19 protein-coding genes and 1 riboswitch are annotated in these 24,688 nt (G+C 67.9%); of the genes, 14 read left to right on the top strand and 5 right to left on the bottom strand.

Annotated elements, in window-relative coordinates:
* Window position 1 precedes the first annotated feature (1 nt).
* The 3 genes from VF167_17590 to thiC all read left to right on the top strand — a co-directional run bounded on the left by VF167_17590 (window position 2) and on the right by thiC (window position 3,742).
* Window positions 2-1,054 (top strand): LLM class flavin-dependent oxidoreductase, encoded by a 1,053-nt coding sequence (locus VF167_17590; protein HEX6927242.1) that lies wholly within the window; start codon window positions 2-4, stop codon window positions 1,052-1,054.
* 58 nt (window positions 1,055-1,112) lie between these two features.
* Window positions 1,113-1,760, top strand: a complete 648-nt coding sequence (locus VF167_17595; protein HEX6927243.1) for a DUF1080 domain-containing protein — start codon at window positions 1,113-1,115, stop codon at window positions 1,758-1,760.
* Window positions 1,761-1,801: 41 nt separating this feature from the next.
* Window positions 1,802-1,901, top strand: a riboswitch (TPP riboswitch).
* A 113-nt stretch (window positions 1,902-2,014) separates the two neighbouring features.
* Window positions 2,015-3,742 carry a phosphomethylpyrimidine synthase ThiC gene (thiC, locus tag VF167_17600; protein HEX6927244.1) on the top strand — a complete coding sequence of 576 codons (1,728 nt, stop codon included), beginning with the start codon at window positions 2,015-2,017 and terminating at the stop codon, window positions 3,740-3,742.
* A 19-nt stretch (window positions 3,743-3,761) separates the two neighbouring features.
* On the opposite strand, the gene VF167_17605 is transcribed toward thiC, so the two are convergent.
* The 3 genes from VF167_17605 to VF167_17615 all read right to left on the bottom strand — a co-directional run bounded on the left by VF167_17605 (window position 3,762) and on the right by VF167_17615 (window position 6,318).
* Window positions 3,762-4,652, bottom strand: a complete 891-nt coding sequence (locus VF167_17605) for a sialate O-acetylesterase (GenBank protein HEX6927245.1) — start codon at window positions 4,650-4,652, stop codon at window positions 3,762-3,764.
* Window positions 4,653-4,719: 67 nt separating this feature from the next.
* The gene (locus VF167_17610) at window positions 4,720-5,709 is read right to left on the bottom strand and encodes a cytochrome D1 domain-containing protein (protein ID HEX6927246.1); all 990 of its coding nucleotides are present in this window, start codon (window positions 5,707-5,709) and stop codon (window positions 4,720-4,722) included.
* A 132-nt stretch (window positions 5,710-5,841) separates the two neighbouring features.
* Window positions 5,842-6,318, bottom strand: coding sequence for an OsmC family protein (locus tag VF167_17615; protein HEX6927247.1), 477 nt, complete (start codon window positions 6,316-6,318; stop codon window positions 5,842-5,844).
* A gap of 236 nt (window positions 6,319-6,554) precedes the next feature.
* Between VF167_17615 and VF167_17620 the strand changes: the two genes are divergently transcribed.
* From VF167_17620 to VF167_17640, 5 genes are all read left to right on the top strand, one after another.
* Complete coding sequence (locus VF167_17620; protein HEX6927248.1) at window positions 6,555-7,262, top strand: winged helix-turn-helix domain-containing protein; 708 nt, start codon at window positions 6,555-6,557, stop codon at window positions 7,260-7,262.
* A 308-nt stretch (window positions 7,263-7,570) separates the two neighbouring features.
* On the top strand, window positions 7,571-8,347 hold the full coding sequence (locus VF167_17625) for a hypothetical protein (protein HEX6927249.1): 777 nt from the start codon (window positions 7,571-7,573) through the stop codon (window positions 8,345-8,347).
* Between the two features lie 35 nt (window positions 8,348-8,382).
* Entirely contained in the window at window positions 8,383-9,957 is a 1,575-nt protein-coding gene (locus VF167_17630) for a DUF1593 domain-containing protein (GenBank protein ID HEX6927250.1), read from the top strand.
* Window positions 9,958-10,248: 291 nt separating this feature from the next.
* Window positions 10,249-11,025 (top strand): hypothetical protein, encoded by a 777-nt coding sequence (locus VF167_17635; GenBank protein ID HEX6927251.1) that lies wholly within the window; start codon window positions 10,249-10,251, stop codon window positions 11,023-11,025.
* A 322-nt stretch (window positions 11,026-11,347) separates the two neighbouring features.
* Window positions 11,348-13,909, top strand: a complete 2,562-nt coding sequence (locus tag VF167_17640) for a glycoside hydrolase family 95 protein (protein ID HEX6927252.1) — start codon at window positions 11,348-11,350, stop codon at window positions 13,907-13,909.
* Window positions 13,910-14,010: 101 nt separating this feature from the next.
* Here VF167_17640 and VF167_17645 read toward each other — a convergent pair whose 3' ends face one another.
* Window positions 14,011-15,477, bottom strand: a complete 1,467-nt coding sequence (locus VF167_17645; protein ID HEX6927253.1) for an FAD-binding oxidoreductase — start codon at window positions 15,475-15,477, stop codon at window positions 14,011-14,013.
* A 245-nt stretch (window positions 15,478-15,722) separates the two neighbouring features.
* On the opposite strand from VF167_17645, the gene VF167_17650 reads away from it, so the two are divergent.
* Window positions 15,723-17,357, top strand: coding sequence for a response regulator transcription factor (locus tag VF167_17650; protein HEX6927254.1), 1,635 nt, complete (start codon window positions 15,723-15,725; stop codon window positions 17,355-17,357).
* Between the two features lie 87 nt (window positions 17,358-17,444).
* Here the strand turns inward: VF167_17650 and VF167_17655 are convergent, their stop codons facing one another.
* Window positions 17,445-18,977 carry a sigma 54-interacting transcriptional regulator gene (locus VF167_17655; GenBank protein ID HEX6927255.1) on the bottom strand — a complete coding sequence of 511 codons (1,533 nt, stop codon included), beginning with the start codon at window positions 18,975-18,977 and terminating at the stop codon, window positions 17,445-17,447.
* A gap of 265 nt (window positions 18,978-19,242) precedes the next feature.
* Here VF167_17655 and VF167_17660 point away from each other — a divergent pair, with 265 nt between their 5' ends.
* The 5 genes from VF167_17660 to VF167_17680 are packed head-to-tail and all read left to right on the top strand — an operon-like array spanning window position 19,243 to window position 24,646.
* On the top strand, window positions 19,243-20,610 hold the full coding sequence (locus tag VF167_17660) for a porin (GenBank protein HEX6927256.1): 1,368 nt from the start codon (window positions 19,243-19,245) through the stop codon (window positions 20,608-20,610).
* A 52-nt stretch (window positions 20,611-20,662) separates the two neighbouring features.
* A complete protein-coding gene (locus tag VF167_17665) occupies window positions 20,663-21,763 on the top strand; it encodes a sulfate ABC transporter substrate-binding protein (GenBank protein ID HEX6927257.1) in 1,101 nt (366 codons plus the stop codon).
* A gap of 11 nt (window positions 21,764-21,774) precedes the next feature.
* The gene (gene cysT / locus VF167_17670; GenBank protein HEX6927258.1) at window positions 21,775-22,617 is read left to right on the top strand and encodes a sulfate ABC transporter permease subunit CysT; all 843 of its coding nucleotides are present in this window, start codon (window positions 21,775-21,777) and stop codon (window positions 22,615-22,617) included.
* Entirely contained in the window at window positions 22,617-23,507 is an 891-nt protein-coding gene (gene cysW / locus VF167_17675) for a sulfate ABC transporter permease subunit CysW (protein ID HEX6927259.1), read from the top strand. The genes cysT and cysW overlap by 1 nt, the downstream gene beginning before the upstream one ends.
* Window positions 23,504-24,646, top strand: a complete 1,143-nt coding sequence (locus VF167_17680) for a sulfate ABC transporter ATP-binding protein (protein ID HEX6927260.1) — start codon at window positions 23,504-23,506, stop codon at window positions 24,644-24,646. The genes cysW and VF167_17680 overlap by 4 nt, the downstream gene beginning before the upstream one ends.
* Window positions 24,647-24,688: the final 42 nt, after the last annotated feature.

A 24,688-nucleotide genomic window follows, 5' to 3' on the forward strand; every position in this document is an offset into this window, starting at 1 on the left:
AATGGAAATCGGAATCTACTCCTTCGTCGAGCGCACACCCGATCCGGAAACCGGCGCGCTGATCAGCGAGCAGGAGCGCATGCGGAACCTGCTCGAGGAGATCGAGCTGGCAGACGAGTTGGGCCTCGATGTCTTCGGGATCGGAGAGCACCACCGTCCCGATTACATCTCCTCTGCGCCGGCTGTGATCCTTGCGGCCGCCGCCGCGCGCACCAAGCGGATCCGCCTGACCAGTGCCGTCACCGTCCTCAGCTCCGACGATCCGGTTCGGGTCTTCCAGCAGTTCGCCGCGCTCGACCTGATCTCCGGTGGGCGAGCCGAGATCATGGCGGGACGCGGCTCCTTCATCGAATCCTTCCCGCTCTTCGGCTACGACCTCGACGACTACGACGCGCTGTTCGCGGAGAAGCTGGAGCTGCTTCTCAAGCTCCGGGAGGATACCCACATCACGTGGCGTGGCCGGTACCGCCCTCCGATCGAGGGGCTGGGGATCTACCCGCGCCCGGTCCAGAACCCGCTGCCAGTGTGGATCGCAGTGGGCGGCACGCCTCAATCGGTGGTGCGGGCGGGGACGCTGGGGATCCCCATGGCGCTCGCGATCATCGGGGGAACGCCCGATCGCTTCGTCCCCTTCGTCGAGCTGTATCGCGAGGCGCTCCAGCGAGCCGGGCACGATCCGGAGAAGGTGCCCGTCAGCATCAACTCACACGGGTACATCGCCGATGACGCTCGGCAGGCGATCGACGACGCCTATGGGCCTTACTCGATCACCATGGGACGCATCGGTCGGGAGCGCGGGTGGGCGCCACCCACGCGTGCACGCTTCGAGGCGGAGTGCTCGCCGCACGGGGCGCTTCTGGTGGGCGATCCGCAGCAGGTAATCGACAAGATCCTCTACGAGCACGAGCTGTTCGGACATGAGCGATTCCTGATGCAGGTGACGGTCGGCACGATGCCGCACCAGAAGGTGTTGCGGTCGATCGAGCTGTTGGGAACGGTGGTGGCGCCTGCGGTCCGGGCGGCGCTGGCCCGGGGAAGCGAGACGCCGGGTTGATCGTCCCGCCGGACCATGCCATGAACCTCCAGTCGCCAAGAACGCGGAGAAGATGCTGATGAGAGTAGCGACCCTCGCGCTGCTGATGGTGATGATGGGTAGTTGCGCGGCGAGCTCTTCCGGACAGGAGGAGTGGATCTCACTCTTCGATGGAGCGACGCTGAGCGGCTGGGAGGGGAACGAGGAGTATTTCCGGGTCGAGAACGGCGTCATCGTGGGAGGAACCACCGCGGCTCCGATACCGCAGAACGAGTTCCTGTGCAGCGAGAATTCGTACGGGGACTTCGAGATGGAGCTGGAGTTCCGACTGGATGAGGGGGTGAACTCGGGCGTGCAGATCCGCTCGGAGCGAATTCCCGACTCGCACGAGACGATCGGCTATCAGGCGGACCTGGGCGCCGGTTACTGGGGCGCGATCTACGACGAATCACGACGGAACCGCGTGCTGATCGCGCCCGAGGACAGCCTGATCGAGCGCACCCTCGATCCCACGGGATGGAACCACTACCGCATCCTGGCGCAGGGCCCGCGCATCCAGCTCTTCATCAACGGCGAGCGCACCGTCGACTACACCGAGACCGAGCCCGACATAGCCCAGAGCGGCCTGATCTGTCTGCAGATCCACAGCGGACCGCCGGGGGAGGTGCGCTTCCGCGAGCTGCGCATCCGCGAGCTCGACGCGGCTGGAGGAGATCCGGCGGAGTAATAGAGCTTTTTGCCTTTCCAACCTCCTTTGGCTATGTTGCGAGCAGCCGCCAGGGGTACTCCGGTCGATGCCGGGGTTGAGAGAGTCCCTTGGAACCTGATCCGGTTCAGACCGGCGTAGGGAGCGCGGTGGCGTAGAACGAGCAGGCGGCCGCGACGTGCGGCCGAACCCCTTGGCGCCATGCCCTCCCTCCCGGGCATGGCGCTTTTGTCATGCCCGGGACCGGATTCCTCGCAGCAACCAGAGGGAATGCCATGACTAACGACAACGCCACCCTCGTCCGCGGAAGGAAGCGGCAAGGGCCGACAGTTACTGCCGGAGACTACGGGGAGAACTTCCCGGCATCGCGGCGGGTCTACGTCGAAGGACGCTACGGGGTGCGTGTGCCGATGCGCGAGATCCAGCTGAGCGGCGGGGAGCCGCCTCTGCGTGTATACGACACCAGCGGCCCGCTCGGCGTCGACGTCCGTGAGGGCCTGCCGCCCCTGCGCGAGTCGTGGATTCGAGCCCGGGGCGGCGTCGAGGAGGTGGAGCGCAGCTATCGCCCGATCGAGGGCAAGCCCTCCGTCGAGCTTCCGCCGTCCCTGACGCGCCGGACCCTACGCGGGACCGGCCCCGTCACACAGATGTACTACGCCCGCCGCGGAGAGATCACCCCGGAGATGGAGTTCGTCGCGCTGCGGGAAGGGATGGACCCGGAGTTCGTCCGCAGCGAGGTGGCGCGAGGCCGCGCGATCATTCCCGCCAACATCAATCATCCCGAGCTCGAGCCGATGATCATCGGCCGGGCCTTCAAGGTGAAGATCAACGCCAACATCGGGAACTCGGCGGTGACCTCCTCCATCGAGGAAGAGGTCGAGAAGTTACGCTGGGCGACCCTGTGGGGTGCCGACACGGTGATGGATCTCTCCACCGGGAAGCACATCCACGAGACCCGCGAGTGGATCATCCGCAACTCCCCGGTGCCGATCGGCACGGTGCCGATCTACCAGGCGCTGGAGAAGGTGGGCGGGGTGCCAGAGGAGCTCACCTGGGAGATCTATCGGGACACGCTCATCGAGCAGGCCGAGCAGGGGGTGGACTACTTCACCGTACACGCCGGCGTGTTGCTGCGCTATATCCCTCTCACCGCCAACCGGGTAACGGGGATCGTGTCGCGCGGAGGGAGCATCATCGCCAAGTGGTGTCTCGCTCATCACCAGGAGAACTTCCTCTACACGAAGTTCCCGGAGATCTGCGAGATCATGCGGGCATACGACGTCAGCTTCTCGCTGGGAGACGGGCTGCGGCCGGGATCGCTGGCCGATGCCAACGACGAGGCGCAGTTCGCGGAGCTACGGACCCAGGGAGAGCTGACCCGGATCGCCTGGAACTTCGACGTGCAGACCATGTGCGAGGGCCCCGGTCACGTGCCGATGCACCTGATCCGGGAGAACATGGACAAGCAGCTCGACTGGTGCCACGAGGCGCCCTTCTACACCCTTGGGCCGCTCGTCACCGACATCGCTCCGGGCTACGACCACATCACCAGCGCGATCGGCGCCGCACAGATCGGCTGGTACGGCACGGCGATGCTCTGCTACGTCACACCCAAGGAGCACCTGGGGCTACCGAATCGGGACGACGTGAAGCAGGGTGTGATCGCCTACCGGATCGCCGCGCACGCGGCGGATCTGGCCAAGGGGCACCCGCGGGCGCGTGAGTGGGATGACGCGCTGTCCAAAGCTCGGTTCGAATTCCGCTGGCGCGACCAGTTCAACCTGTCGCTGGATCCGGTGACCGCGCTGGAGTACCACGACGAGACGCTGCCGGCGGAGGGGGCGAAGGTGGCGCACTTCTGCTCGATGTGCGGGCCGAAGTTCTGCTCGATGAAGATCACGCAGGAGCTGCGGGCGGCGGCGGAAGCGGGGATGGCGGAGAAGGCGGCGGAGTTCCGGGAGAAGGGGGGCGAGATCTATCTGCCGGAAGTGGTGGGAACCTGAGTGGCCGCGCCCGCACGCTTCACCGCGCGCGGGCGCACTCTCCCGGCGGGTAAGGCACGGCGCGGCGACGGCCTTCGCCCGCGTCCGGGTCGGTCGACTCGAGGTACGCGCGGGCGAAGCGGCGGCCCAGCTCGCGTGTCGCGGGGGAATCGAAGTGAACGCTGTCGCCCTTGTGACCCAGCCCGTCGGCTGGGACGAAGACGACGTTGTCGAGGATGGTGGGCAGGGAGCGGTGCACGCTATCCACAGCGGCCCGATACGGTGACCACGGCACACCGGCGAAGCACCCCAACCCCCCGACCAGGAAAGGGAGGTCCGGCGCACCCAGGTCACCGCGGAACCGTTCGACCAGCCGGATGAGCCGCTCGCCGTAGAGTGGCGCCCTCTCGGCATTCGCGTCGCTCTCGCCCTGGTGCCAGAGAATCGCCTTGAACTCGCCCCGCCTCGCCGCGATTCGGGCGCGGGCGAGCGCGTCGTCGTAGGGATGGGAGTTGGTCTGGTCGTGCCATCCGCCAGGCTCCCAGGTCGAGATCGGCGACCCGCCGACAGCCGTCGGCACCAGTCCCACCACCACCGCTGGATCGCTCTCCACCAGCACGCGCGCGAAGGCGAGTCCAGGCCCCACTCCGGCGACCGGCTTGTCGAAGTGTAGCGGCTCAGCCGCCGGTACCCACGCACCGCGCTGGTCGAGCATCCAGATACGGGGGTGGGTGGCGCGGTCCTTCGCCTTCACCTCACCCCGCCCCGCCATGTTCGACTGCCCCGCAAGCAGGAAGAGGTGCATCGGCGCCGGAGCGTCCGCGGAGGGCGGCGCGGGCGTGGATGTGGTGGCGCAGCTCGCGGAGAGGATCATCGCCGCCAGTGCGACCAGGCAGCTGAGTTGGCTGCGCGGGCGCAGGGATTCGTTCATGACCGCCGTGTCGAAAGGGTTGTGGGCAGGGATGCACCCGGGAGGGCGATGGGGTGAACGGCGCACCCTACCGCCCCGCCACCCAGGCGAGCCCGTCCGGCTGGCGGCCCGCCGAAATCCGACCCACCACCTCGAGCGTAGAGAGGTCCAGAACGGCGACGTAGTCGTCCGGCGTGGCCGCGACGTAGGCGCGCGCCCCGTCGGGCTGGATCTCGATGCCGGCTGCGCCGCTGCCCACCTGCACGCGCTTCACCGGTTGCCGCGACGCCACGTCGAAGATCGCCACCTCCGGGTTCCGCAGCATGGACACGATCGCCCGCCTCCCGTCCGGCGTGATCTTGAGTCGGTTGGCGCTGCGGACGTCGGCGTCGATCGTCTGAGCGACTCGCTTTCCGGGGAGGTCTATGACCGTGATCGTTCCATCGCCCGCGTTCGCCACCCACACCTCCTGTTCATCGGGCGAGATGTCGAAGCCTTCGGCCCCCGGCCCGGCGGGGACGACGGTCTGGGCGGGGCCACCCGGTGCTCCCAGCTCGACGATGCTCACGCTCCCGGACCCGGTGTTGGTGGCCACGGCCAGTCCGGCGTCGGCGGTCATCTCGATCATATGGGTGCGGTCCTGGCCGGTGCGGAAGGTCCAGTCGACGCGGTTGGTCTCCGGGTCGTAGCTGCCGATGGCGCCGGCACCTTCTGCCGTGAACCAGACCTTGCCGTCGGCGTAGGCCAGCCCGTGCGGATTGCGTAGCTCGCCCAGGTCGATGACGGGGAGCACCTCCCGGTTCACCAGGTCGACGACCGTGAGGGTGTTGTGGGGGGTGTAGTTCGAGATGTAGGCGCGCGTGCCGTCGTCGGAAGCGATCACCTCGTGCGGGTTGGGCCCCGAGGGCACCCGCCAGAGGACGTCACCGGTGGCGGGATCGACGACGCTCAGGGTCTCGTCGCCCTTGGAGAGTACCAGCAGGCGGCCGGGAGCCTGAGCTACCAGGGGCATGGCGAGGGCGACCAGCCCGATCACGGGCATGATGCCGCGGAGTGTGGTGCGGCTGAGGAATCGCATGGGCACCTCCGGTACCGGGTGCGTGGGCGGTGGCGGGCACGATCGGGAAAGTAGACGCGGTGCAGCCGCTTGTCACCACTCCTGTGCCCGTATTCAGAGAGACGCTGGGCAGAGGCATTGCTGGCTCTCACCTTACCCGGATCGTCGCCTCGATCCGGATGGGAACGCTACACGAGGCAGCGATGAAGCACCGCTCGTGTGCAGCCTCGTCAGTGCCTGCGCCCGTCGCACCGATTGGGCGTCCGCGACTGTGACGACAGGTCGTAGGACGATTGCACTGAAGCGCCCACCACCGCCAGCCTCGAGCATCAGGGTTGCGCGGGCATTGTCCTGGTAGGCGGTCACCCGTACTCCCTCCCGCGCGCAGAGCGACAGGTAGGAAAGCATGTGACAGGAGGCCACCGCTGCGACGAAGAGGTCCTCGGGGTCGTGTCGCTCGGGCCGACCGCGGAAAGCGGGGTTGGCGCTGCCGGCGATCGTCGGTTTCCCTTCGATCTCCACAACATATTCCCGGTCATAGGCGAAGTAGCTCTCCGTGCCGCTGCCGCGGTTGCCCGTCCAGGTGATGCGTGCGGCATACGAGTGGCCAGTGACGGCGGTGGTGGTCACGTTTTCCTCCGAAATCAGAAAGGCGTGTGGATATTAGCAATCCCACGAGACAACCTGGCCCGGCTTTGCTTCGGTCGCGGCCGAAAGGTCCCTGCCTATCTTTGGGTGTTGAGGACCGGCTGTCTCCCGGACGCTCGTGGTGCACCGGGGGCGCGAACCTCTTACTAGCGGACCCCGGGAGGTCAGGTGAAGAGAGTCGCGAGCGGGCCAACACGCATATTCAGCGGGAGGGGTAGATGATCAGTGATGCTTCCATCGCGCCTGTAGCCGCGTTGATCGCGGATCCGACGCGTGCGGTAATTCTCTGCGCCCTCGCGGACGGGCGGGTGAGACCCGCCGGAGAGCTCGCCCGGGAGGCGGGGGTGAGCGCGTCGACTGCGAGCGAGCACCTGAGCCGGTTGCTCGAGGGAGGGTTGGTCGAGGTCGAGCGGCATGGACGACATCGCTACTACCGCGTGAGCGGAGAGCGGGTGGTCACGGCGCTCGAGGCCATCGGTGCGCTGGCACGCCCGGGACCGGCCCTGCCCCATCGACGCGCCGCCGTCGCGCGAGACCTGAGGCACGCCCGCGCCTGCTATGACCACCTCGCTGGCACTCTCGGCGTCGCCCTCGCCCGCGCCCTCGTGGAGCGGGGGGTGCTTCATAGCCACAACGGGCATTATGAGCTTCCCGAGGCGGGTTCCAGGTTCCTCGCCGACGGGCTGGGAGTGGACGTGGCCCGAGCGCGTGCCTCCAGGCGGCAGTTCGCCCGTGCCTGCCTCGACTGGACCGAGCGCTCGCATCACATTGCGGGGGCGCTCGGCGCGGAGCTCCTGCGCCGGCTGCTCGAGCTGGGGTGGCTCGAGCGCTCGGCCGGAAGTCGGATTCTGCGGGTGACGCACGCCGGAAGGCGCGGGTTCCAGGAGTCCTTCGAGATCGACGCTCTGGCTCTGCGTTACCAGTGAGGATGGAGCCGCCACAGTACCCGCCCCAGGGTGCCCGTCCCGCCGATTTCTAGTGCGGGCGCCCACAAGGGGCGTCCCCACGGGCTGGTCTCGTGCCAGGCGCCGGGCCCTTGCCATCCGAGGAAGCCCGGTAGCCGCCGAACGCCGCGGAGTGTCCGGTCGCATGACGCGGATACAGCGAGGCGCCCCCCGCGACCTCTCCCGCCGCCCGAATCCGATTTACCTTTCAGAGACCAGGGCGCTTGCGAAAGCTCGATCGCCGATATCTCCTTTCCTAACTCCCTCCTCCCTCAGCGGACGGCCGTCCCATGTCCAGAACGCTGAAGTACCGCCAGCAGGTCGGTGATTTCCGGGCACGCATCGAGCGCATCCTCCGGACCGGGCCGACCTCGCCCGGCTCGCGCCGCATCCACATCGACACCACGGGAACCCGGACCAGGCGCGTCCCCTTCCGCACCACGGAAGAGCACCTCGCCCTGTACGGTCACGCCCGCCACTACTCGGTGGCGCGAATCCTCGCGCTTCTCGCCCTCGTGCGCGAGGTGGAGAAGACCCACCTGCGACCACACCGCGTGAGCGTGCAGCCGACCGGCGCGATCTGGCAGGCCTACAAGGGCACAGCCGAGTACAACGCCTGCCACACCTGCCCCTCGTTTCTGCTGTTCGACGGACAGCTTCCCAGCCAGATCACCACCAACCGCGCGCTCCAGCGCCACCTGGTGGTCGAGTTCTCCGACTGCATGTTGATGCCTCGCTCGGTGAACGAGGTCGACATCTTCCTGGACGAAGCTGCGGGGCGAGCAGGCTTCGCTACCGCGGCCGAGCAGGTGCTGAACGACCGCAGCATCGACTGGCAGGAAGGCGTCGAGATCTTCCGCGAAGAGGTACGCTCCGTGCTCGGTCCCATCGGCGAGCTCTACCACCTCCCGCCGGGCCGCGACCTGCAGCTCCGCGATCCGGAGGCACAGCAATTCCTCGATGCCCTCACCGCCTACTTCGAGGGCCTGTTCCTGCGCCGGGTGGGGGAGAACGAGATGCGAAACTTCATCGGCCAGGTGCTCGCCGAGATGGGCAGCGGCCAATAGCGCATCTTCCCGGCGCATCCTCCCCCGACTGCCGGATGACGCAGCTGCGAGCCCGACGCCGACGGACGTATTCCGTTCGCCGTGGCGCGATCACCACCGCTGTGGGCATTGCGGCTGCGGCAATGGTGGCAGTCCTCGCCGGATGCGACGCCCTCGCGCCGACAGGTGACGACGCGCCCGAAGCGCGCGTCCGACCTCGCGTGGTGGTCACCACCGATCCCGAGCTCGACGACTACAACTCGCTCATCCGCTTCCTTCTGTACGCCCCCGATTTCCGCATCGAGGGGCTGATCTACGCGAGCAGCCAGTTCCACTGGAAGGGGGACGGCAAGGGAACCAAATGGTACGTGCCCGGACGCGAATACACCCGCTTCGGCCTCGACCTGTGCCCGTGCGAATCGTGGCGCTGGCCGGAAGAGGAACGCTTCATCCACGACGCCGTGGAAGCCTACGCGGAGGTGTACGACAACCTCCGCGTTCATCACCTCGGCTACCCTGACCCGCAGGAGCTGCGATCCAAGATCCGGATCGGCAACGTCGAGTTCGACGGCGACATCTCGCGCGATTCGCCAGGATCGAACCTGATCCGCTCGCTCCTGCTCGACGAAGGGGAGGGACCCATCCACCTGCTGGCCTGGGGCGGCCAGAGCACGATCGCCCGGGCCCTCAAGTCGATCCAGGAGGAGTTCGAAGGAACTGCCGACTGGCCGGCACTGCATCAGAAGATCTCGCGGAAGGCGGTCATCCACGCCTTTGGTGACCAGGACGACACCTACGCGACCTACATCGGCCCGAACTGGCCCGAGATCGAGTTTCGGGAGGTGTCCACGCAGACGTGGGGGTACAGCGCGCGGTCGGCCGTCCTGCGTGAGGACCAGGTCTATCTGAGCGCGGAATGGACGCGGGACAACGTGTCCAGGCAGGGGCCGCTGGGGGCGCTGTACCGGGTCTGGGGCGACGGCAAGCAGATGGTGCCCGGCGATCGCTTCGACTACTTCGGCCTGGCCGGCGACCGCACCGGGGAGGAGCTCCGCGCCATGGGCTACATCGTCTGGATGCCGGTCCAGGAGCCGGGCTCCTGGATTTCCGAGGGTGATTCCCCCACCTTCCTGAACCTTCTGGACAACGGCTTGCGCGCCGACGAGGATTCTGCCTTCGGTGGTTGGGGAGGCCGTGCGGGAGTCGATATCGGGCCGGAGGGGCCCAGTTCGCAGTACCCCTCCGCCCGCTTTTTCGCGGTGGCGCAGCGTGACTTCGCGGCACGGCTTCGCTGGTCGGTGACGGAGCGGTACGAGGACGCCAACCACCCGCCGGAGATACGGGTGCGAGGAGGATTGGACCGCCGAGCCCGTCCCGGAGAGGTTCTGCGAATCGAGGGCGCGGCCAGCGACCCGGATGGGGACCGAGTGTCGTTGCGATGGTGGCAGTACTCGGATGCGGGCACCTATGATGGGACGGTTCCCCTCGGCCCCGAAGGGCGCGAGGTCATCATCCGCATTCCCGACGACGCGCGGCCGGGTGACACCATCCACCTCGTCCTCGAGGCGAGCGACGACGGGGATCCGGCCCTCACCCGGTACCGGCGAGTGATCGTCGTGGTGGCGGGTTGAAGGGATTGCATTGCTTTGACCGGCGGGACTATGCGAAACCCCATGATCCTCCTCCGCTCCATCACACGGCGACAACTGCCGTTGGCCACACTCCTCCTGACAGCCGGGTGCGCGTCCTCACCCGAGCCCGCTCAAGCGCCCGATCCAGAACCGGCCCCTCCTGTGGCGACCGTCCCGGTGGACCTGCCGGCCGTGCCGTCAGCGCCCGCTAATCCCCCACAGGAGGAAGATCGACGGGAGCCAACGGCGGAGCCGTGGACGGGCCCAGGCCCGGCGCCTCTGCCAGGCGCAGTGCTCCCCGCCCGCCGCATTGTCGCCTATTACGGCAACCCGCTATCCAGGGGGATGGGGATCCTGGGCGCGCTGCCGCCGGAGCAGATGCTGGCGCGCCTCGACGGCGAGGTTGCAAAGTGGAATGCGGCCGATCCTGGCACGCCCGCCGTCCCCGCCCTGCACCTGATCGCGGTGGTTGCCCACGCCGACCCGGGTTGGGACGGCAAGTATCGCGGGCGGGTGTCGGACGAGGTCGTGGAGCGGGTGGCGGGCTGGGCCGAGGATCACGATGCCCTGCTCTTCCTCGACATTCAGCCGGGGCTGAGCACCGTTCAGGACGAGTTGCCGCGACTCGAGAAGTACCTGCGGCGGCCGACGGTGCACCTCGGGCTCGACCCCGAGTTCTCGATGAAGCAGGGGCACAGGCCGGGCACTCGCATCGGCACCATGAGCGCGGACGACATCAACTTGGCCATCGACTTCCTGGCAGCGCTCGTTCGGCGCTATGACCTGCCTCCCAAGGTGCTGGTTGTGCATCGCTTCACCCGCAACATGATCACCAACACGGACGACATCCGGCTGCGGCCGGAGGTCCAGGTGGTCATCAACATGGATGGATTCGGCTCCCCGTCGCTCAAGCGGCGGAGCTACCAGGCGTTCGTAGCCAACGATCCGGTCCAGTTCACCGGATTCAAGCTCTTCTATCATAACGACACGAAGGCGGGCCACCCCTTGATGACGCCCGAGCAGATCCTGGAGCTGGAGCCGGAGCCGGTTTACATCCAGTACCACTAGCGCGTACCATCCCCTTCTTCTCCCGACGGGGCGATTATCGGAAAGCCATCGATTTCGCGGGCCTTGATCGGCTCGGTCTGCCGCAGGCGCCCCTTGCGAGTCCGCGTCCGGTCCGGCCGCGCCGTCGCCGTCTGTCGCGGGCGCCGCAGCTCACCCACCGCTCACCGGGGAGAGGCTGATGCCGGATACCGATCAGATCGCCGGGCCCGAGACCCGAATCCGGGTCGGACGCATCAGGCGACGCCGCTGTTCGCGGTGCTCGGCGTGTTGACGACCTACACTCAGGTGCCGCTACTGCTCAGCTAGGAGGACGACGATATCCATGGGCTCGATCGACAGCGGTCGGACGCGGCGAGGTGACGGAGTGGGACAGCCCGCGAAGCGGGCCAGGGCTCGGCGCAGGGCCCGCAAGCCGTCGGGTCGACGCTCAGCACCCGGCGGAGGCGGGCTTACCGCGCGTCCAGGCCCTGGCATCCGGCATACGCTTCGGAGCCTCTACGCTGTCGCAGTCTGGGGCTTCCTTTCGGCCTGCGGCGAGGATGCCGGGAGCGTATCGCTGACTTCGCAGCCACCCCGGGAGGCGCGGGTCCTCTGGTATACCGAGCCCGCACACGAGTGGATCGAGGCCCTTCCGGTGGGCAACGGACGCCTGGGCGCCATGGTCTTCGGCGATACCGGCCGCGAGCGCATCCAGCTCGACGAGGAGACGATCTGGACCGGGGCGCCCATCCATGAGCTGAACCCGCGCACCCGCGAGCTCATCGACGAGGCCCGGCGGCTGCTCTTTGCCGGCCGTTACGTGGAGGCGGAGACGCTGGTCAACGACAGCATTCTCCGCCCGGGAGGAACTCGCAGCACCCACCAGACGCTGGGGGATCTCTGGCTGGACTTCGGGGACGCAGGGGAGATCACCGAATACCGACGCGAGCTCAGCCTGGATTCCGCGATTGCGCGGACCACCTATCGCACCGGCGGCGTGGAAGTCCGACGCGAGGTGTTCGCCAGCAAACCGGACGAGGTGCTGGTGGTGCGGGTGGAGTGCGGTGACCCGGGGTGTCCGGCGTTCGACATCGAGCTGAGCCGGCCGGAGGCCACCGCAACAGTCGAGGCCGTCGGATCGGATGGTCTGCGCATGTACGGCCGCGCCACGAACGAAGGTCATCCCCCGGGGGTGCACTTCGAGGCCCGCCTGCGGACGCACACGGACGGAGGCCACGTCACCGCGACCGGGAGATCCCTTCGCGTGGAGGGCGCCCGCTCGGCGACCATCCTCCTGGCCGCCGCGAGCGACTACGGTGGGGGTGATCCAGCCGACTCCGAGGCTGCGCTGGAGCAGGCCGCGGCGCGCGACTACGCGGAGCTGCGCGCGCGGCACGTCGCCGACCATCAGCGCCTCTTCGACAGGGTTCACCTCTCGCTGGGCACCACCGACTCAATCACTGCCGCCCTTCCGACCGACGAGCGCCTCGCGAGGGTGAGGGAAGGTGCCTTCGATCCCGACCTGGTGGAGCTCTACTTCCAGTACGGCCGCTACCTGCTCATCGGCAGCTCCCGCCCGGGAGACCTGGCGGCCAACCTCCAGGGGATCTGGAACGAGCACCTCGACGCCCCATGGGGAGCCGACTACCACGTCAACATCAACATCCAGATGAATTACTGGCCCGCCGAGGTGACCGGCCTCGGCGAGCTGCAGGCCCCGTTCTTCGACCTGGTGGACAGTCTGCGGGTGAGTGGCAGCCGCACCGCGCGCGAGGCCTACGGCGCCGACGGCTTCGTGGCTCATTACACGACCGACGCCTGGTGGAACACCGAGCCGGAGGGGCGTGCCCAGTGGGGGATGTGGGTGATGGGTGGCGCCTGGTCCACGCGCCACTTCTGGGAGCACTGGCTCTACACGCGCGACCGCGAGTTTCTCCGCAACCGCGCCTACCCCGTGCTGCGGGAGGCCTCCGCCTTCCTGCTCGACTGGCTGGTACCCCACCCGGAAACCGGCAAGCTGGTCAGCGGCCCGGCCGTCTCGCCGGAGAACACCTTCATCACCCCGGACGGGCAGCAGTCGCACCTGGTGATGGGTCCCTCGATGGACCAGCAGATCGCCTGGGACGTCTTCACCAACACCCTCACCGCCGCGGCTGAGCTGGGAGAAGACGACGAGCTGCTACGCCGGGTCCGTGAAGCCCGGGAGAAACTGGCAGATCCGGTGCGCATCGGCCCGGACGGTCGGTTGATGGAGTGGCCGGAGCCCTTCGAGGAGGCGGAGCCGGGACACCGCCACGTCTCTCATCTCTACGCCCTGCACCCGGGCGAGCAGATCATCCCGCGCCGTGACCCGGAGGCCGCGGCCGCCGCACGCCGCACGCTGGAATACCGCCTCGCCCACGGCGGGGGGCACACCGGCTGGAGCCGGGCCTGGTTGATCAACTTCTGGGCACGCCTGGAGGACGCGGAGAAGGCCTTCGAGAACGTGCAGCTCCTGCTGCAGAAGTCCACGCTCGACAACCTCTTCGACAATCACCCTCCGTTCCAGATCGACGGAAACTTCGGAGGCGTGGCCGGCATCGCCGAGATGCTGCTGCAGAGCCACGGCGGCGAGGTCCACCTGCTGCCGGCGCTCCCCTCCGCATGGGGCAATGGGTACGTGACGGGTTTGCGCGCCCGCGGGGGCTTCGGCGTGGACATGCGCTGGCAGGAAGGCCGTCTCGTGGAGGCGATCATCCGTTCCGACGCTGGAGAGCCGTTGCGGCTGCGGGCCGCCCAGCCGGTGCGCGTCACGCTCGAGGGGAAGGAGATCGAGACACGTTCGACCGAGCCGGGGGTGCTGGAATTCGAGACGCGGGCGGGTGGGGTGTACCGGGTAATTCCGGCAGGGCAGGGCACGCAGTGACGTCCGTACGTGCGGCGGATGAGGCGGGCTGAACAGCGTGGCCGGCCGCCCAGTTCCACCAGGGCGCTGGGCGGCCTCCATCTACAACCGAGCCGCGCGCATCAGGAGCTGCCGCTGGCCGCTATCGGGCGATGCAGCGCTGGCGTGACGTTGCGGTTGCTGCGGAAGATGTTGTCGGGATCGTACTTCTCCTTCAAGGCGAGGAGGCGTTCGAAATTGCTGCCGTAGGTCGCTCGAATCCTCTCGTCCCCCTCGTCGGCCGTCTGGAAGTTGATGTAGGTGCGGCCGGTGGAGAAGGGTCGAACGCGTGTCCAACAATTCCGCACCCAGACCGGGTACTCGCTCCCGGCCGGATCGTCCGGTGCCCACAACGCCTTCGCGCCGATCACGTACCTGGCGTTCCGGTTGCCGACCGCCCCGTCGTCTTCCGGGCGCTCGTTGAGCGCTCCCTCGAGGTGGAGGATGCCCACCTCCGCCCCTTCGAGCTCGCAGGCGGCGAACTCCGAAACGATGGTGTCGAAGAGCTGGTCGCTGAGACCGGGCAGGAATTCGGTCTTCCAGTAGTTGTGCATCCCCGCCGGCTCGGTGCCGTCCAGGTAGGACTGCAGCTCCGTGTACGGCTGCTCGCGCAGGAGGTCGAAGACGGGGTCTCCAAGCCGACGTATCGGCGCGGCCGCCGCGTCTGCTCTCGCGGGGTCGCCCGTGTAAGTCACCGCCATCGCGCAGATTTTCTTGCCGACCCAGTCGGCGGGGACAAAGGGAGTGGGCGGAGCGTGGAGTAGTACCATCCAGACCGCCAGCTCTCTTGGAGCCCGAGCGGTGGTCTCGCGGTAGACGTCCAGCACCTCCCGGACGCGGTCGAAAGGCCACGCGATCAGCCCACCGAAGGCCGTGGGTCCCACCCGGTGCAGCCGGAAGGTGAAGCGAGTGACCGCACCGAGGTTGGCGCCGGCCCCACGAATTCCCCAGAACAGGTCCTCGTGCTCCCGGCGATTTGCCAGGCGCACCCTGCCGTCGGCGGTGACGATCTCGACTTCCTCGAGGTTGTCCACCGTCCAGCCGAACCGCCGTGCGAGGTAACCGAGGCCCCCACCCAGCGTCAGCCCGGCGACGCCGGTCTCAGAGATGAAGCCAAGTACGGTCGCGAGGCTGTGTTCCTGGGTCGCCCGGTCGACGTCGGCAATGCGGCAGCCGGCACCGACGTCTGCGAGGCGCGCTGCCGGACGTACGCGCACCTCACGGAGCCCGATCAAATCGAGCAGCACGCCGTTCTCGGCGATGGCGGTGCCCGCGATGTTGTGCCCTCCACCCTTGACCGAGAGAAGGAGGCCCCGCTCGCGGACGAAGTCTATGACCTCGGCAACGTCCCGAGTGGAACCAGGCCGTACCACGAGGGCAGGCTCCTTCCGAACCATCCCGTTCCAGAGCCGCACCGACTCGGCCCACTCCGGCTCCGTGCGGCGCAGCAGCCTGCCCGCGATCCGTCCCTGCAGTCTTTCGATCTCGGTGGCAGGAACCTCCCTGAATTCACCGTCCCGTGTGGAGATTCGCAGCGCTTGCATGCCCATCGAAACACCTCCTTGCTCGGGGGGCTCGCCAGCCTCCCGGAACTTGATTCGGCCGGCGGTTGGGTGAGGCTGGCAACGCGGTGATTTTGTCGAGGCGGGGTGACCGCTCCGCCCCGCTCGCGGAGGTTAGTGCACGGCAGCATCGCGCACATCGGCGAAATCCCCCAATTTGCAAGTGGGATCGACCGTGGGTATTTCCACCCACGTCGCGGTGGGGAGGGCGTATCCAGCCACCGGGAGGCGACGTGACCGGATCGGACCTGCTCGAGCGTGCGCGCACCGCGTTCGCCGGCCGTCAGTGGGCGGAGGCCTTCAGTGCCCTCTCCAACGTCGATCGGGAGCGAGGGCTCGATGCGGAGGATGTGGAGCGGCTCGCCACGGCTGCCTACCTCGTCGGCAAGGAGGTCGAGAGCGAGGCGGCCTGGGCGAGGGCACACCAGGAGCGGCTACAGGCCGGAGAGCCTGCAGGCGCCGCCTCCTGCGCCCTCCGGCTGGCCTTCCTCCTCATGGAGCGCGGCGAATCCGCCCCGGCGAGCGGGTGGATCGCTCGCGCCAGCCGCATCCTCGATGAAGTCGAGGGCTGCGTGGAGCAGGGCTATCTCTTGCTACCGTCGGCGGTGCGCCACGTGTATGAGGGCGATTATGCGCGCGCCTTCGACACGTTCGTCGCGGCGGCAGAGTTGGGTGAGCGGTTCGCGGATCCGGAGCTGGTCGCCTTTGCCCGGCACGGGCAGGGGCGCGCGCTTTTGCGGATGGGCCGGCGCGAGGAGGGGGTGGCCCTGCTCGACGAGGCCATGGCTGCGGTGGAGGCCGGGGAAGTAGGCCCGATCTTCGCCGGTGACATCTACTGCAGTGTCATCGAGGCGTGCCACGAGAGCTTCGACGTGCGGCGCGCGGCGGAGTGGACGAGCGCCCTGACCCGCTGGTGTGAGGCCCAACCCGATCTGGTTCCCTACCGTGGTCAGTGCCTGATCCGTCGCGCGGAGATCCTACGGCTGCGGGGGCAATGGGAAGACGCCGCGTCCGAGGCGAGCCGTGCGCGCGAGTGGCTGCTCAATCCACCCCCGAAGCGCGCCGTCGGGGCCGCGTACTACCAGCTCGGTGAGCTCCACCGCGTGCGCGGTGAGCAGCGTGCTGCGGAGGTCGCCTACAGGGAGGCGAGCCGGTGGGGCCGACGCCCCGAACCGGGAATGGCACTGCTTCGTCTGGAGCAGGGCGAGGTGAAGGCGGCAGCCTCGACCATTCGGGTCGCCCTCGACCAGGCGCGTGAGCCTCGCGACCGGTGCGCTTTACTGCCCGCGGCCGTCGAGATCGCGGTTGCTAACTCCGATCTCGAGACCGCGAGGCTCGCCTCCGAGGAGCTTGCGGAGATGGCGAAGGAGTTCGATACGCCTCTGCTGCACGCCCACGCCAGTCGGTCGACCGGGGCCGTACTGATGGCCGGGGGCGATGCCATGGCCTCCCTCCCCCTCCTGCACCGATCGGTGGCCCTTTGGGAGGAGCTCGGGGCGCCTTACGAGAGCGCGCGGGCTCGGGCGCTATGCGGGCTTGCGAGCCGCGCGTTGGAGGACCACACCACCGCCGAGCTGGAGCTGGAGGCGGCGCGAGCCACCTTCCAGCGACTGGGCGCCACTCCCGATCTCGCCTGGTTAGCCCGGCTGACGCGCAGCGAAGACCCGATGCGCGGCCGTAGGCTGACCGCCCGCGAGCTGGAGGTGCTTCGCCTGGTGGCGGCCGGCCACACCAACCGGGCCATCGCCGCCCAGCTCCATCTCAGCGAGCGCACCGTGGAGCGCCACGTAAGCAACATCTTCGCTAAGCTGGGACTTGCCAGCCGCTCGGCGGCGACGGCGTATGCCTATGAGCACCAGCTCGTTTGAGGGTGCCGGCCTCGAATCGATGATCCTCGGGCACATGCCCCGCCAGCGGCGCGCACGTCGGCGCGGCATTCTCCCCCGCCGCGGCTCTCAGCGACCGCGGAAGCGGTTCCAGTCGATCCCCAGCTTCCGCATACGCGATCGCAGCGTGTGCGGGTTGACCCCGAGGATCGCCGCCGCGCCCGACGGACCCTCGATTCGGCCGCGGGTCTCCGCCAATACCGTCTCAATGTGCCGGCGAACCGCCTCGTCGAGCGTGGCGAATCGCCGGGTCGCGGCCTCCGCGATCGGCTCGCTGCGATCCCCGGCAGGAGTGGATGTCCGGCCGGATACACCCAGCGCCGCTGCGATCTCCAGCCGATGACCTCCCCCCAGGATGGCGGCACGCTCGATCACCGCGGCCAGCTCACGCACGTTTCCCGGCCAGTTGTATTGCAGCAGCAGCTCCAGGTCCTGGGGCGTCGGGACCAGACCGGACCCACCCAGACGCTTGCCCGCTCGTTGAGCGAAGTGCTCGGCCAGTGCAGGAATGTCGCCGGGGCGATCGCGGAGCGGAGGAAGCGGAATGGGGAAGACGCTGATGCGGTACCAGAGATCCTCGCGAAAGGTGCCCTCGCGCACCATGGCGTGGAGGTCCCGGTGAGTGGCCGCCACGATGCGCACGTCCACCGTGTGCGTCCGGCGTCCCCCCACCCGCTCGAAGGTGCCGTCCTGCAAGACGCGCAGCAGCCGCACCTGCGCATCCGGGGGTAGCTCCCCGACCTCGTCGAGGAACAGGGTCCCGCCGTCGGCGCGCTCGAACCAGCCGGCCCGGTCGGCGATGGCGCCTGTGAAGCTCCCCCGCTCGTGTCCGAACAGTTCGGAATCAATGAGTCCGGGAGGGATGGCGCCGCAGTTCACCCGGACCACCGGCCCGGCGGCACGCGCCGAGCGACGGTGAATCTCGCGGGCAATCACCTCCTTGCCGGTGCCCGTCTCTCCCAGGAGCAGGACCGGTACGTCGGTGGCCGCCACCTGCTCCACACGGTCCACCACATCGCGCAGACCACCCTGCGCCCCGATGATCGCCTCGGTGATCTCCTGCCGGCCCAGGCGAGTGAGCAGCGCCTGCTTGTCTGCTTCCAGCGCCTCCCGATAGCGGATCAGCTCACTGCGCTGCAGGTCCGCGCGCAGCGCCGCGGCGAGCGGCTCACGCAGCTGCCTCCACAGCTCCGCGTGTGCATTGCGAAAGGGCCCAACCGACGCCAGCGCGACGGCAAAGCCGATCACCCGATCCTCACTGAGCAGCGGCTCCACCAGCCTCTCCCCCGCGGATCCCACCGCCACCACCAGGGCCTCCAGCTCCTCCTTCCCGGGCTCCGGGGGGCTCCCTCTCCGACCCCACGCCACCAGCGCCTCCAATTGACCGGCCGAGAGCTCCGTGCGCGGAACGCGCAGCGGACGCGCCGACCCCACCAGGCCGATCGCGACCGTGTCCAGTCGCTGCCTCTCAGGCTCCAGGCGGCGGATCACCAAAGCGCGCAACGGTAGCTCCGACGCCACCCGCTGAGCGATCCGCTCCGCCGTCTCCCCTAGCGGCCTGGAGGCGCTCGCCTCCCTCCATGCATCGAGCAGCAGCAGCATCCGCTCTCCCGTGAAATATCCTGGCGTCGAGCAAGGGCCATGAAATATCCCGGAAAATATCCGCGAAATATCACGGGGCACCAGGCCCTCTCACTTCAGGCGATCGCCCAAGAGGCGTCATATGAACGGGTTATGAAAATCGAGCAGAGCCGGCACGGCGGTTGACTTAGCCGGTGCGTCACTCCGGCCGCCGCGAACGCTTCGGCCGGCAAGGTGGGGGACAGCCAGCCCGGGCCGCGTGCAACCCCGCTCTCCCGAGACCTCGATGACAACGACGATGAATCTCATTACGGGTCCGCGCGCTCGCCACCTGCTCGCATTTGCCACGGTGATGACGCTGGCCTCGGCCACGCCGGGGGCGGCACAGGACCGGTCTACCCTGGTTTCCCCGGCCCCCGCGCCGGAGCCGCAGCGGACCTCCGCGGCCACCGCGGACTCAGCCGCAGCTTCGGTGATCGCAACAGCGGATGAAAGTGGCTTCGGTCTGCGCTCGAGCGACGGCGCCTTCGCGCTCCAGTTCCGCGGTGGGGCGCAGTACGACGGCCGCGTCTTCCCCGACGACCCGGAGGATGCCGCCATCGATGGTTTCGAGCTCCGCCGCCTGCGTGCCGACCTGCGCGGTACCGTCTACCACATCTACGACTTCCGCGTGAACCTGGACTACGCGGGAAATCGCGTGGAGGTGCTCGATGCCTACCTGGACGCCCGCTTCGCTCCTGCGCTCCAGATCCGGGCCGGCAAGTTCAAGGCTCCAGTGGGTCTCGAGCGACTGCAGAGCCTCTTCGCCCTGACCTTCGCTGAGCGGGGCTTTCCCACGGCGCTCGCCCCGAACCGAGATGTCGGCATTCAGCTCTCCGGGTCTCTGGGCGGATCAATGGCTAGCTACCAGGTCGGTGTCTTCAACGGCGTCGCTGATGGGGCTAGCGGCGACCAGGACCTCTCCGACAGCAAGGACCTCGCTGCTCGGATCTTCCTGCAGCCCTTCTCCAGGTCAGGAGTCGAGGCCCTGAGCGGCCTGGGAATTGGCATCGCGGGGACCGTTGGCGAGCAGGAGGGCACAGCCGACTCACCGGGACTCGCTGCCCCGCGCACACCGCTGGGACGCCTCACCTTCCACCGCTTCCTCGGCGATGGCACGCCCACGGGAACGGTGATCGCCGACGGCCGCCGCACGCGCCTCTCCCCGCAGGGCTACTGGTACTGGAGGAATCTCGGTGTGCTCGGGGAATACATCCGCTCCCAGACGGAGGTAAGCCTCGAGGCACAGCAGGCGGAGGTGAGCCAGAGCGCCTGGCAACTTGCCGCTTCCTGGGTCCTGACCGGTGAGGATGCCTCCTATCGCGGGGTGATTCCGTCCCGTCCGCTGGATTTCTCCCGTGGTGGGTGGGGTGCGTGGGAAGTCGCCGGCCGCTTCCAGGCTCTCGAGACCGATGACGACGCCTTCCCCGCCCTGGCCGATCCGCTTCGGGCCGCGCAGCGGGCGAAGAGCTTCACGCTCGGTTTCAACTGGTACCTCAACCGCAACGTCCGCTTCCTGACCAACTACGAGCGGACACGCTTCGACGCCGCCCCCGGCGGGACGCATCTGCCGACCGAGTCGGTCTTCGCGAGCCGCATCCAGGTGGCTTTCTGATCTCGGCCGAACGGTACGCTTCAACCACGATCGACCTCACGTGGAGACTGCAATGACCAGAAAACTGCACGACCTCTCTTCGCTGCTCTCGTTATCGCTGGCAGCGGTGCTCACCGGCTGCGCCTCGGAGAGCCAGGGAGCCGCCCGCGATGGAGCCGCGTCGGTGGAGATCCTCAACGTCTCCTATGATCCGACGCGCGAATTCTACGCGGAGTTCAACGCCGACTTCGCTCGCGTGTGGAAGGAGCGGACCGGCCAGACGGTAACGGTGAAGCAGTCGCACGGCGGCGCCGGCAAACAAGCGCGCGCCGTCATCGACGGCCTCGAGGCGGACGTGGTCACGCTCGCACTGGCGTACGACATCGACGCGATCGGCAAACAGGCTGGCCTGCTGGACCCCGACTGGCAGAGCGAGCTCCCGCACGGCAGCGCGCCGTACACCTCCACCATCGTCTTCCTGGTCCGCAAGGCGAATCCCAAGCAGATCCGCGACTGGGACGACCTCATTCGCCCCGGCATCGAAGTCATCACTCCGAACCCGAAAACCTCGGGCGGCGCGCGTTGGAACCACCTGTCGGCCTACGCCTACGCGCTGAAGAAGGAGCTCGGGGACCTGAGCCTCCTCAACGATCCGGCGCACAGCCAGGAGGTGGAGCGGGCACACCACGCCGCGCGCGAATTCATGGCCGAGCTCTACCGGCACGTGCCGGTGCTGGACACGGGCGCCCGCGGTGCCACCAACACCTTCGTGCAGCGCGGTATCGGCGACGTCCTGCTGGCGTGGGAGAACGAGGCGTTCCTGGCGGTGGAGGAACTGGGGCCGGACAAGTTCGACATCGTCGTGCCGCCGATGAGCATCCTTGCTCAGCCGCCGGTCGCGGTGGTGGACAGAAACGTCGACGCTCACGGGACCCGCGAGGTCGCGACCGCCTACCTGGAACACCTCTACTCACCCGCCGGCCAGAGGCTCGCGGCGAAGCACTTCTACCGTCCGGTCCTGCCGGAGTACGTCGACCCCGCAGACCTGCAGCGCTTCCCCGAGCTGGAGCTGGTGACCGTCGACGAAGTTTTCGGGGGCTGGCAGAAGGCGCAAAAGGAGCACTTCGACGACGGTGGTCTGTTCGACCGGGTCTACGCACCGAGTACCGAGTGAGAGGCCAGTCGATGAGACATATCCTGCGCAGAGAGTCGGTGTTGCCAGGCTTCGGCCTGACGCTCGGCTTCACCCTACTCTACCTGAGCCTGATCGTCCTGATCCCGCTATCCGCGCTGATCCTGAAAACGGCCACGCTGGATTGGGACGCCTTCCTGAGGGCCGTCACGGAGCCAAGGGTGATGGCCGCGTATCGCTTGAGCTTTGGAGCGTCCCTGGCGGGGGCGCTCCTGAACCTCGTTTTCGGGTCCATCGTTGCCTGGGTGCTGGTGCGCTACTCCTTCCCCGGACGACGGGTGGTGGATGCGATGGTCGACCTTCCCTTCGCGCTACCGACAGCGGTCTCCGGCATCGCACTGACCTCTATCTTCGCTACCAACGGATGGGTGGGGCCGTGGCTGGAGCCGCTCGGAGTCCGGGTTGCCTTCACCCGCCTGGGAGTGGTGGTGGCTCTGACCCTCATCGGCCTGCCCTTCGTGGTGCGCACCCTTCAGCCCGCGCTCGAGGAGCTGGAGGGAGAGCTGGAGGAGGCCGCGGCGAGTCTCGGCGCGAACCGCTGGCAAACGTTCCGGCGGGTGCTGCTCCCCGCCGTCCTACCGGCGCTGCTCACCGGGTTCTCGATGGCGTTCGCCAGGGCGCTCGGCGAGTACGGCTCAGTGATCTTCATCGCCGGCAACCTGCCGATGAAGACGGAGATCGTGCCGCTCCTCATCGTGACCAAGCTCGAGCAGTACGACTACGCGGGAGCCACGGCCATCGCCGTGGTGATGCTGCTCGCCTCCTTCGCCCTGCTGCTCGTGATCAACGGGCTGCAGTGGTTGACCCTACGCCACCAGATCGCGGGAGGGGGCTGATGGCTGGAGGCATCGCGACCCTTTCCCACCGCACGGAGGGTGTGGCCCGCCCGGCGACCACGGAGAGCCGGGCGGTGCAGGTACTGCTGATCACGGTCGCCCTGGGGTTCCTGGGCCTCTTCCTCTTCCTTCCGCTGCTGGCGGTCTTCGCCCAGGCGCTGCAGAGCGGCTTCGGCGTCTACCTGATGGCGATCACCGAACCGGACGCCCGCGCCGCCGTCCGCCTCACCGTGCTGACCGCCGCGATCGCCGTACCGTTGAACACGATCTTCGGCCTGGCCGCTGCGTGGGCGATCAGCAAGTTCGAGTTCACCGGCAAGAGCCTGCTGATCACCCTCATCGACCTGCCGTTCGCGGTATCCCCGGTGATCTCGGGGTTGATCTACGTCCTGCTTTTCGGGCTGGGGGGCTGGCTCGGTCCGTGGTTGAGGGAGAACCAGATCCAGATCATCTTCGCCACGCCGGGGATCGTGCTGGCCACGATCTTCGTGACCTTCCCGTTCGTCGCCCGCGAGCTGATCCCGCTGATGCAGTCCCAGGGGACCGAGGAGGAACAGGCCGCTCGCGTGCTCGGCGCGAGCGGGTGGCAGACGTTTGGGAGGGTGACGCTCCCCAATATCCGTTGGGGGCTGCTTTACGGGGTGATCCTCTGCAACGCCCGAGCGATGGGAGAATTCGGCGCCGTCTCGGTGGTATCCGGCCACATCCGCGGCCGGACGAACACCATGCCGCTGCACGTGGAGATCCTCTACAACGAGTACAACTTCACCGCGGCCTTCGCGGTGGCTTCACTCCTGGCCATGCTGGCGCTGGTCACCCTGATCGCGAAGAGCCTGGTGGAGCGGAAGCTCACCCCATCAGAACTCCATGAGCCCTTGATGCAGCCATGAGCATTACGGTTCGTCATATCAGCAAGTCGTTCGGACCCGTCGAGGTGCTGCGCGACGTGAGCCTCGAGGTTCCGACCGGCGAGCTGGTGTCTCTGCTCGGCCCGTCGGGCTCCGGGAAGACCACGCTGCTGCGGATCATCGCGGGGCTGGAACATCCGGACCCCGGCGGTACGATCCTCTTCCGGGACGAGGACGTGGCACGGCGCCCGGTAGCGGAGCGGCGGGTCGGCTTCGTCTTCCAGCACTACGCGCTGTTCCGCCACATGACCGTGTTCGAGAACGTGGCGTTCGGGCTGAGGGTCATGCCCCGGCGGTTGCGGCCTTCGCGGGAGGAGATCGCGGAGCGTGTGCGGCGACTCCTGGAGCTGGTTCAACTCGACGGCTTCGCTCAGCGCTACCCGAACCAGCTATCGGGTGGCCAGCGTCAGCGGGTCGCGCTCGCGCGGGCGCTGGCGGTCGAGCCGAAGGTCCTGCTCCTGGACGAACCCTTCGGGGCGTTGGACGCCCGCGTGCGGGTCGAGCTGCGGCGCTGGTTGCGGCGGCTGCACGATGAGATCCATGTCACCAGCGTCTTCGTTACACACGATCAGGAGGAGGCGCTGGAAGTGGCCGACCGCGTGGTGGTGATGAACAAGGGTAGGATCGAGCAGGTGGGTTCGCCGCAGGAGGTGTACGACCGGCCCGCGACGCCGTTCGTCTACGATTTCATGGGCACAGTGAACCGTTTCCCGGCGAGGGTCGACGCCGGGCGGGCATACATCGCACCGGGAGAGGCCGTGAATGTCCCGGCGGGGGCGGGCACTTCCTACGGGGAGCAGATCGGCTACGCCCGCCCCCACGAGATCGAGATCTCCCGCGAATGGACCGACGGGGTAGCGATTCCCGCGCGCGTTCGCACCGTGCACAACGCCGGGCCGATGGCGCGGGTGCAGCTGGAGCGTGAGGAAGGCGGGGCGACGGTGGAGGTAGTGCTCTCCCGTGACCAGTTCGACCGCCTGGCCCTGCAGGCGAACGAGCGTGTTTACCTCACGCCGCGGCGGCTCCGGCTCTTCCCCAGCGAAGGCGGCGAGCCGCTGGAGGTCGCACCTGTGCAGGCCCTCCCGGAATCCCCTCTTCCTCTACGCCTGGAGAGGGCGTAGGCCCGCCTTTTCCATTGCCTCGAGATCCCCAACGGCCGGGTC

Source organism: Longimicrobiaceae bacterium (genome assembly GCA_036375715.1).
In the GTDB taxonomy this organism is placed as follows: domain Bacteria; phylum Gemmatimonadota; class Gemmatimonadetes; order Longimicrobiales; family Longimicrobiaceae; genus DASVBS01.

Excerpts from the sequence above, each read along its gene's own strand:
- VF167_17590 (HEX6927242.1), top strand. The coding sequence starts at position 2 with ATGGAAATCGGAATCTACTCCTTCGTCGAGCGCACACCCGATCCGGAA.
- VF167_17595 (HEX6927243.1), top strand. The coding sequence starts at position 1,113 with ATGAGAGTAGCGACCCTCGCGCTGCTGATGGTGATGATGGGTAGTTGC.
- thiC (HEX6927244.1), top strand. The coding sequence starts at position 2,015 with ATGACTAACGACAACGCCACCCTCGTCCGCGGAAGGAAGCGGCAAGGG.
- VF167_17605 (HEX6927245.1), bottom strand. The coding sequence starts at position 4,652 with ATGAACGAATCCCTGCGCCCGCGCAGCCAACTCAGCTGCCTGGTCGCA.
- VF167_17610 (HEX6927246.1), bottom strand. The coding sequence starts at position 5,709 with ATGCGATTCCTCAGCCGCACCACACTCCGCGGCATCATGCCCGTGATC.
- VF167_17620 (HEX6927248.1), top strand. The coding sequence starts at position 6,555 with ATGATCAGTGATGCTTCCATCGCGCCTGTAGCCGCGTTGATCGCGGAT.
- VF167_17625 (HEX6927249.1), top strand. The coding sequence starts at position 7,571 with ATGTCCAGAACGCTGAAGTACCGCCAGCAGGTCGGTGATTTCCGGGCA.
- VF167_17630 (HEX6927250.1), top strand. The coding sequence starts at position 8,383 with ATGACGCAGCTGCGAGCCCGACGCCGACGGACGTATTCCGTTCGCCGT.
- VF167_17640 (HEX6927252.1), top strand. The coding sequence starts at position 11,348 with ATGGGCTCGATCGACAGCGGTCGGACGCGGCGAGGTGACGGAGTGGGA.
- VF167_17645 (HEX6927253.1), bottom strand. The coding sequence starts at position 15,477 with ATGGGCATGCAAGCGCTGCGAATCTCCACACGGGACGGTGAATTCAGG.
- VF167_17655 (HEX6927255.1), bottom strand. The coding sequence starts at position 18,977 with ATGCTGCTGCTGCTCGATGCATGGAGGGAGGCGAGCGCCTCCAGGCCG.
- VF167_17660 (HEX6927256.1), top strand. The coding sequence starts at position 19,243 with ATGACAACGACGATGAATCTCATTACGGGTCCGCGCGCTCGCCACCTG.
- VF167_17665 (HEX6927257.1), top strand. The coding sequence starts at position 20,663 with ATGACCAGAAAACTGCACGACCTCTCTTCGCTGCTCTCGTTATCGCTG.
- cysT (HEX6927258.1), top strand. The coding sequence starts at position 21,775 with ATGAGACATATCCTGCGCAGAGAGTCGGTGTTGCCAGGCTTCGGCCTG.
- cysW (HEX6927259.1), top strand. The coding sequence starts at position 22,617 with ATGGCTGGAGGCATCGCGACCCTTTCCCACCGCACGGAGGGTGTGGCC.
- VF167_17680 (HEX6927260.1), top strand. The coding sequence starts at position 23,504 with ATGAGCATTACGGTTCGTCATATCAGCAAGTCGTTCGGACCCGTCGAG.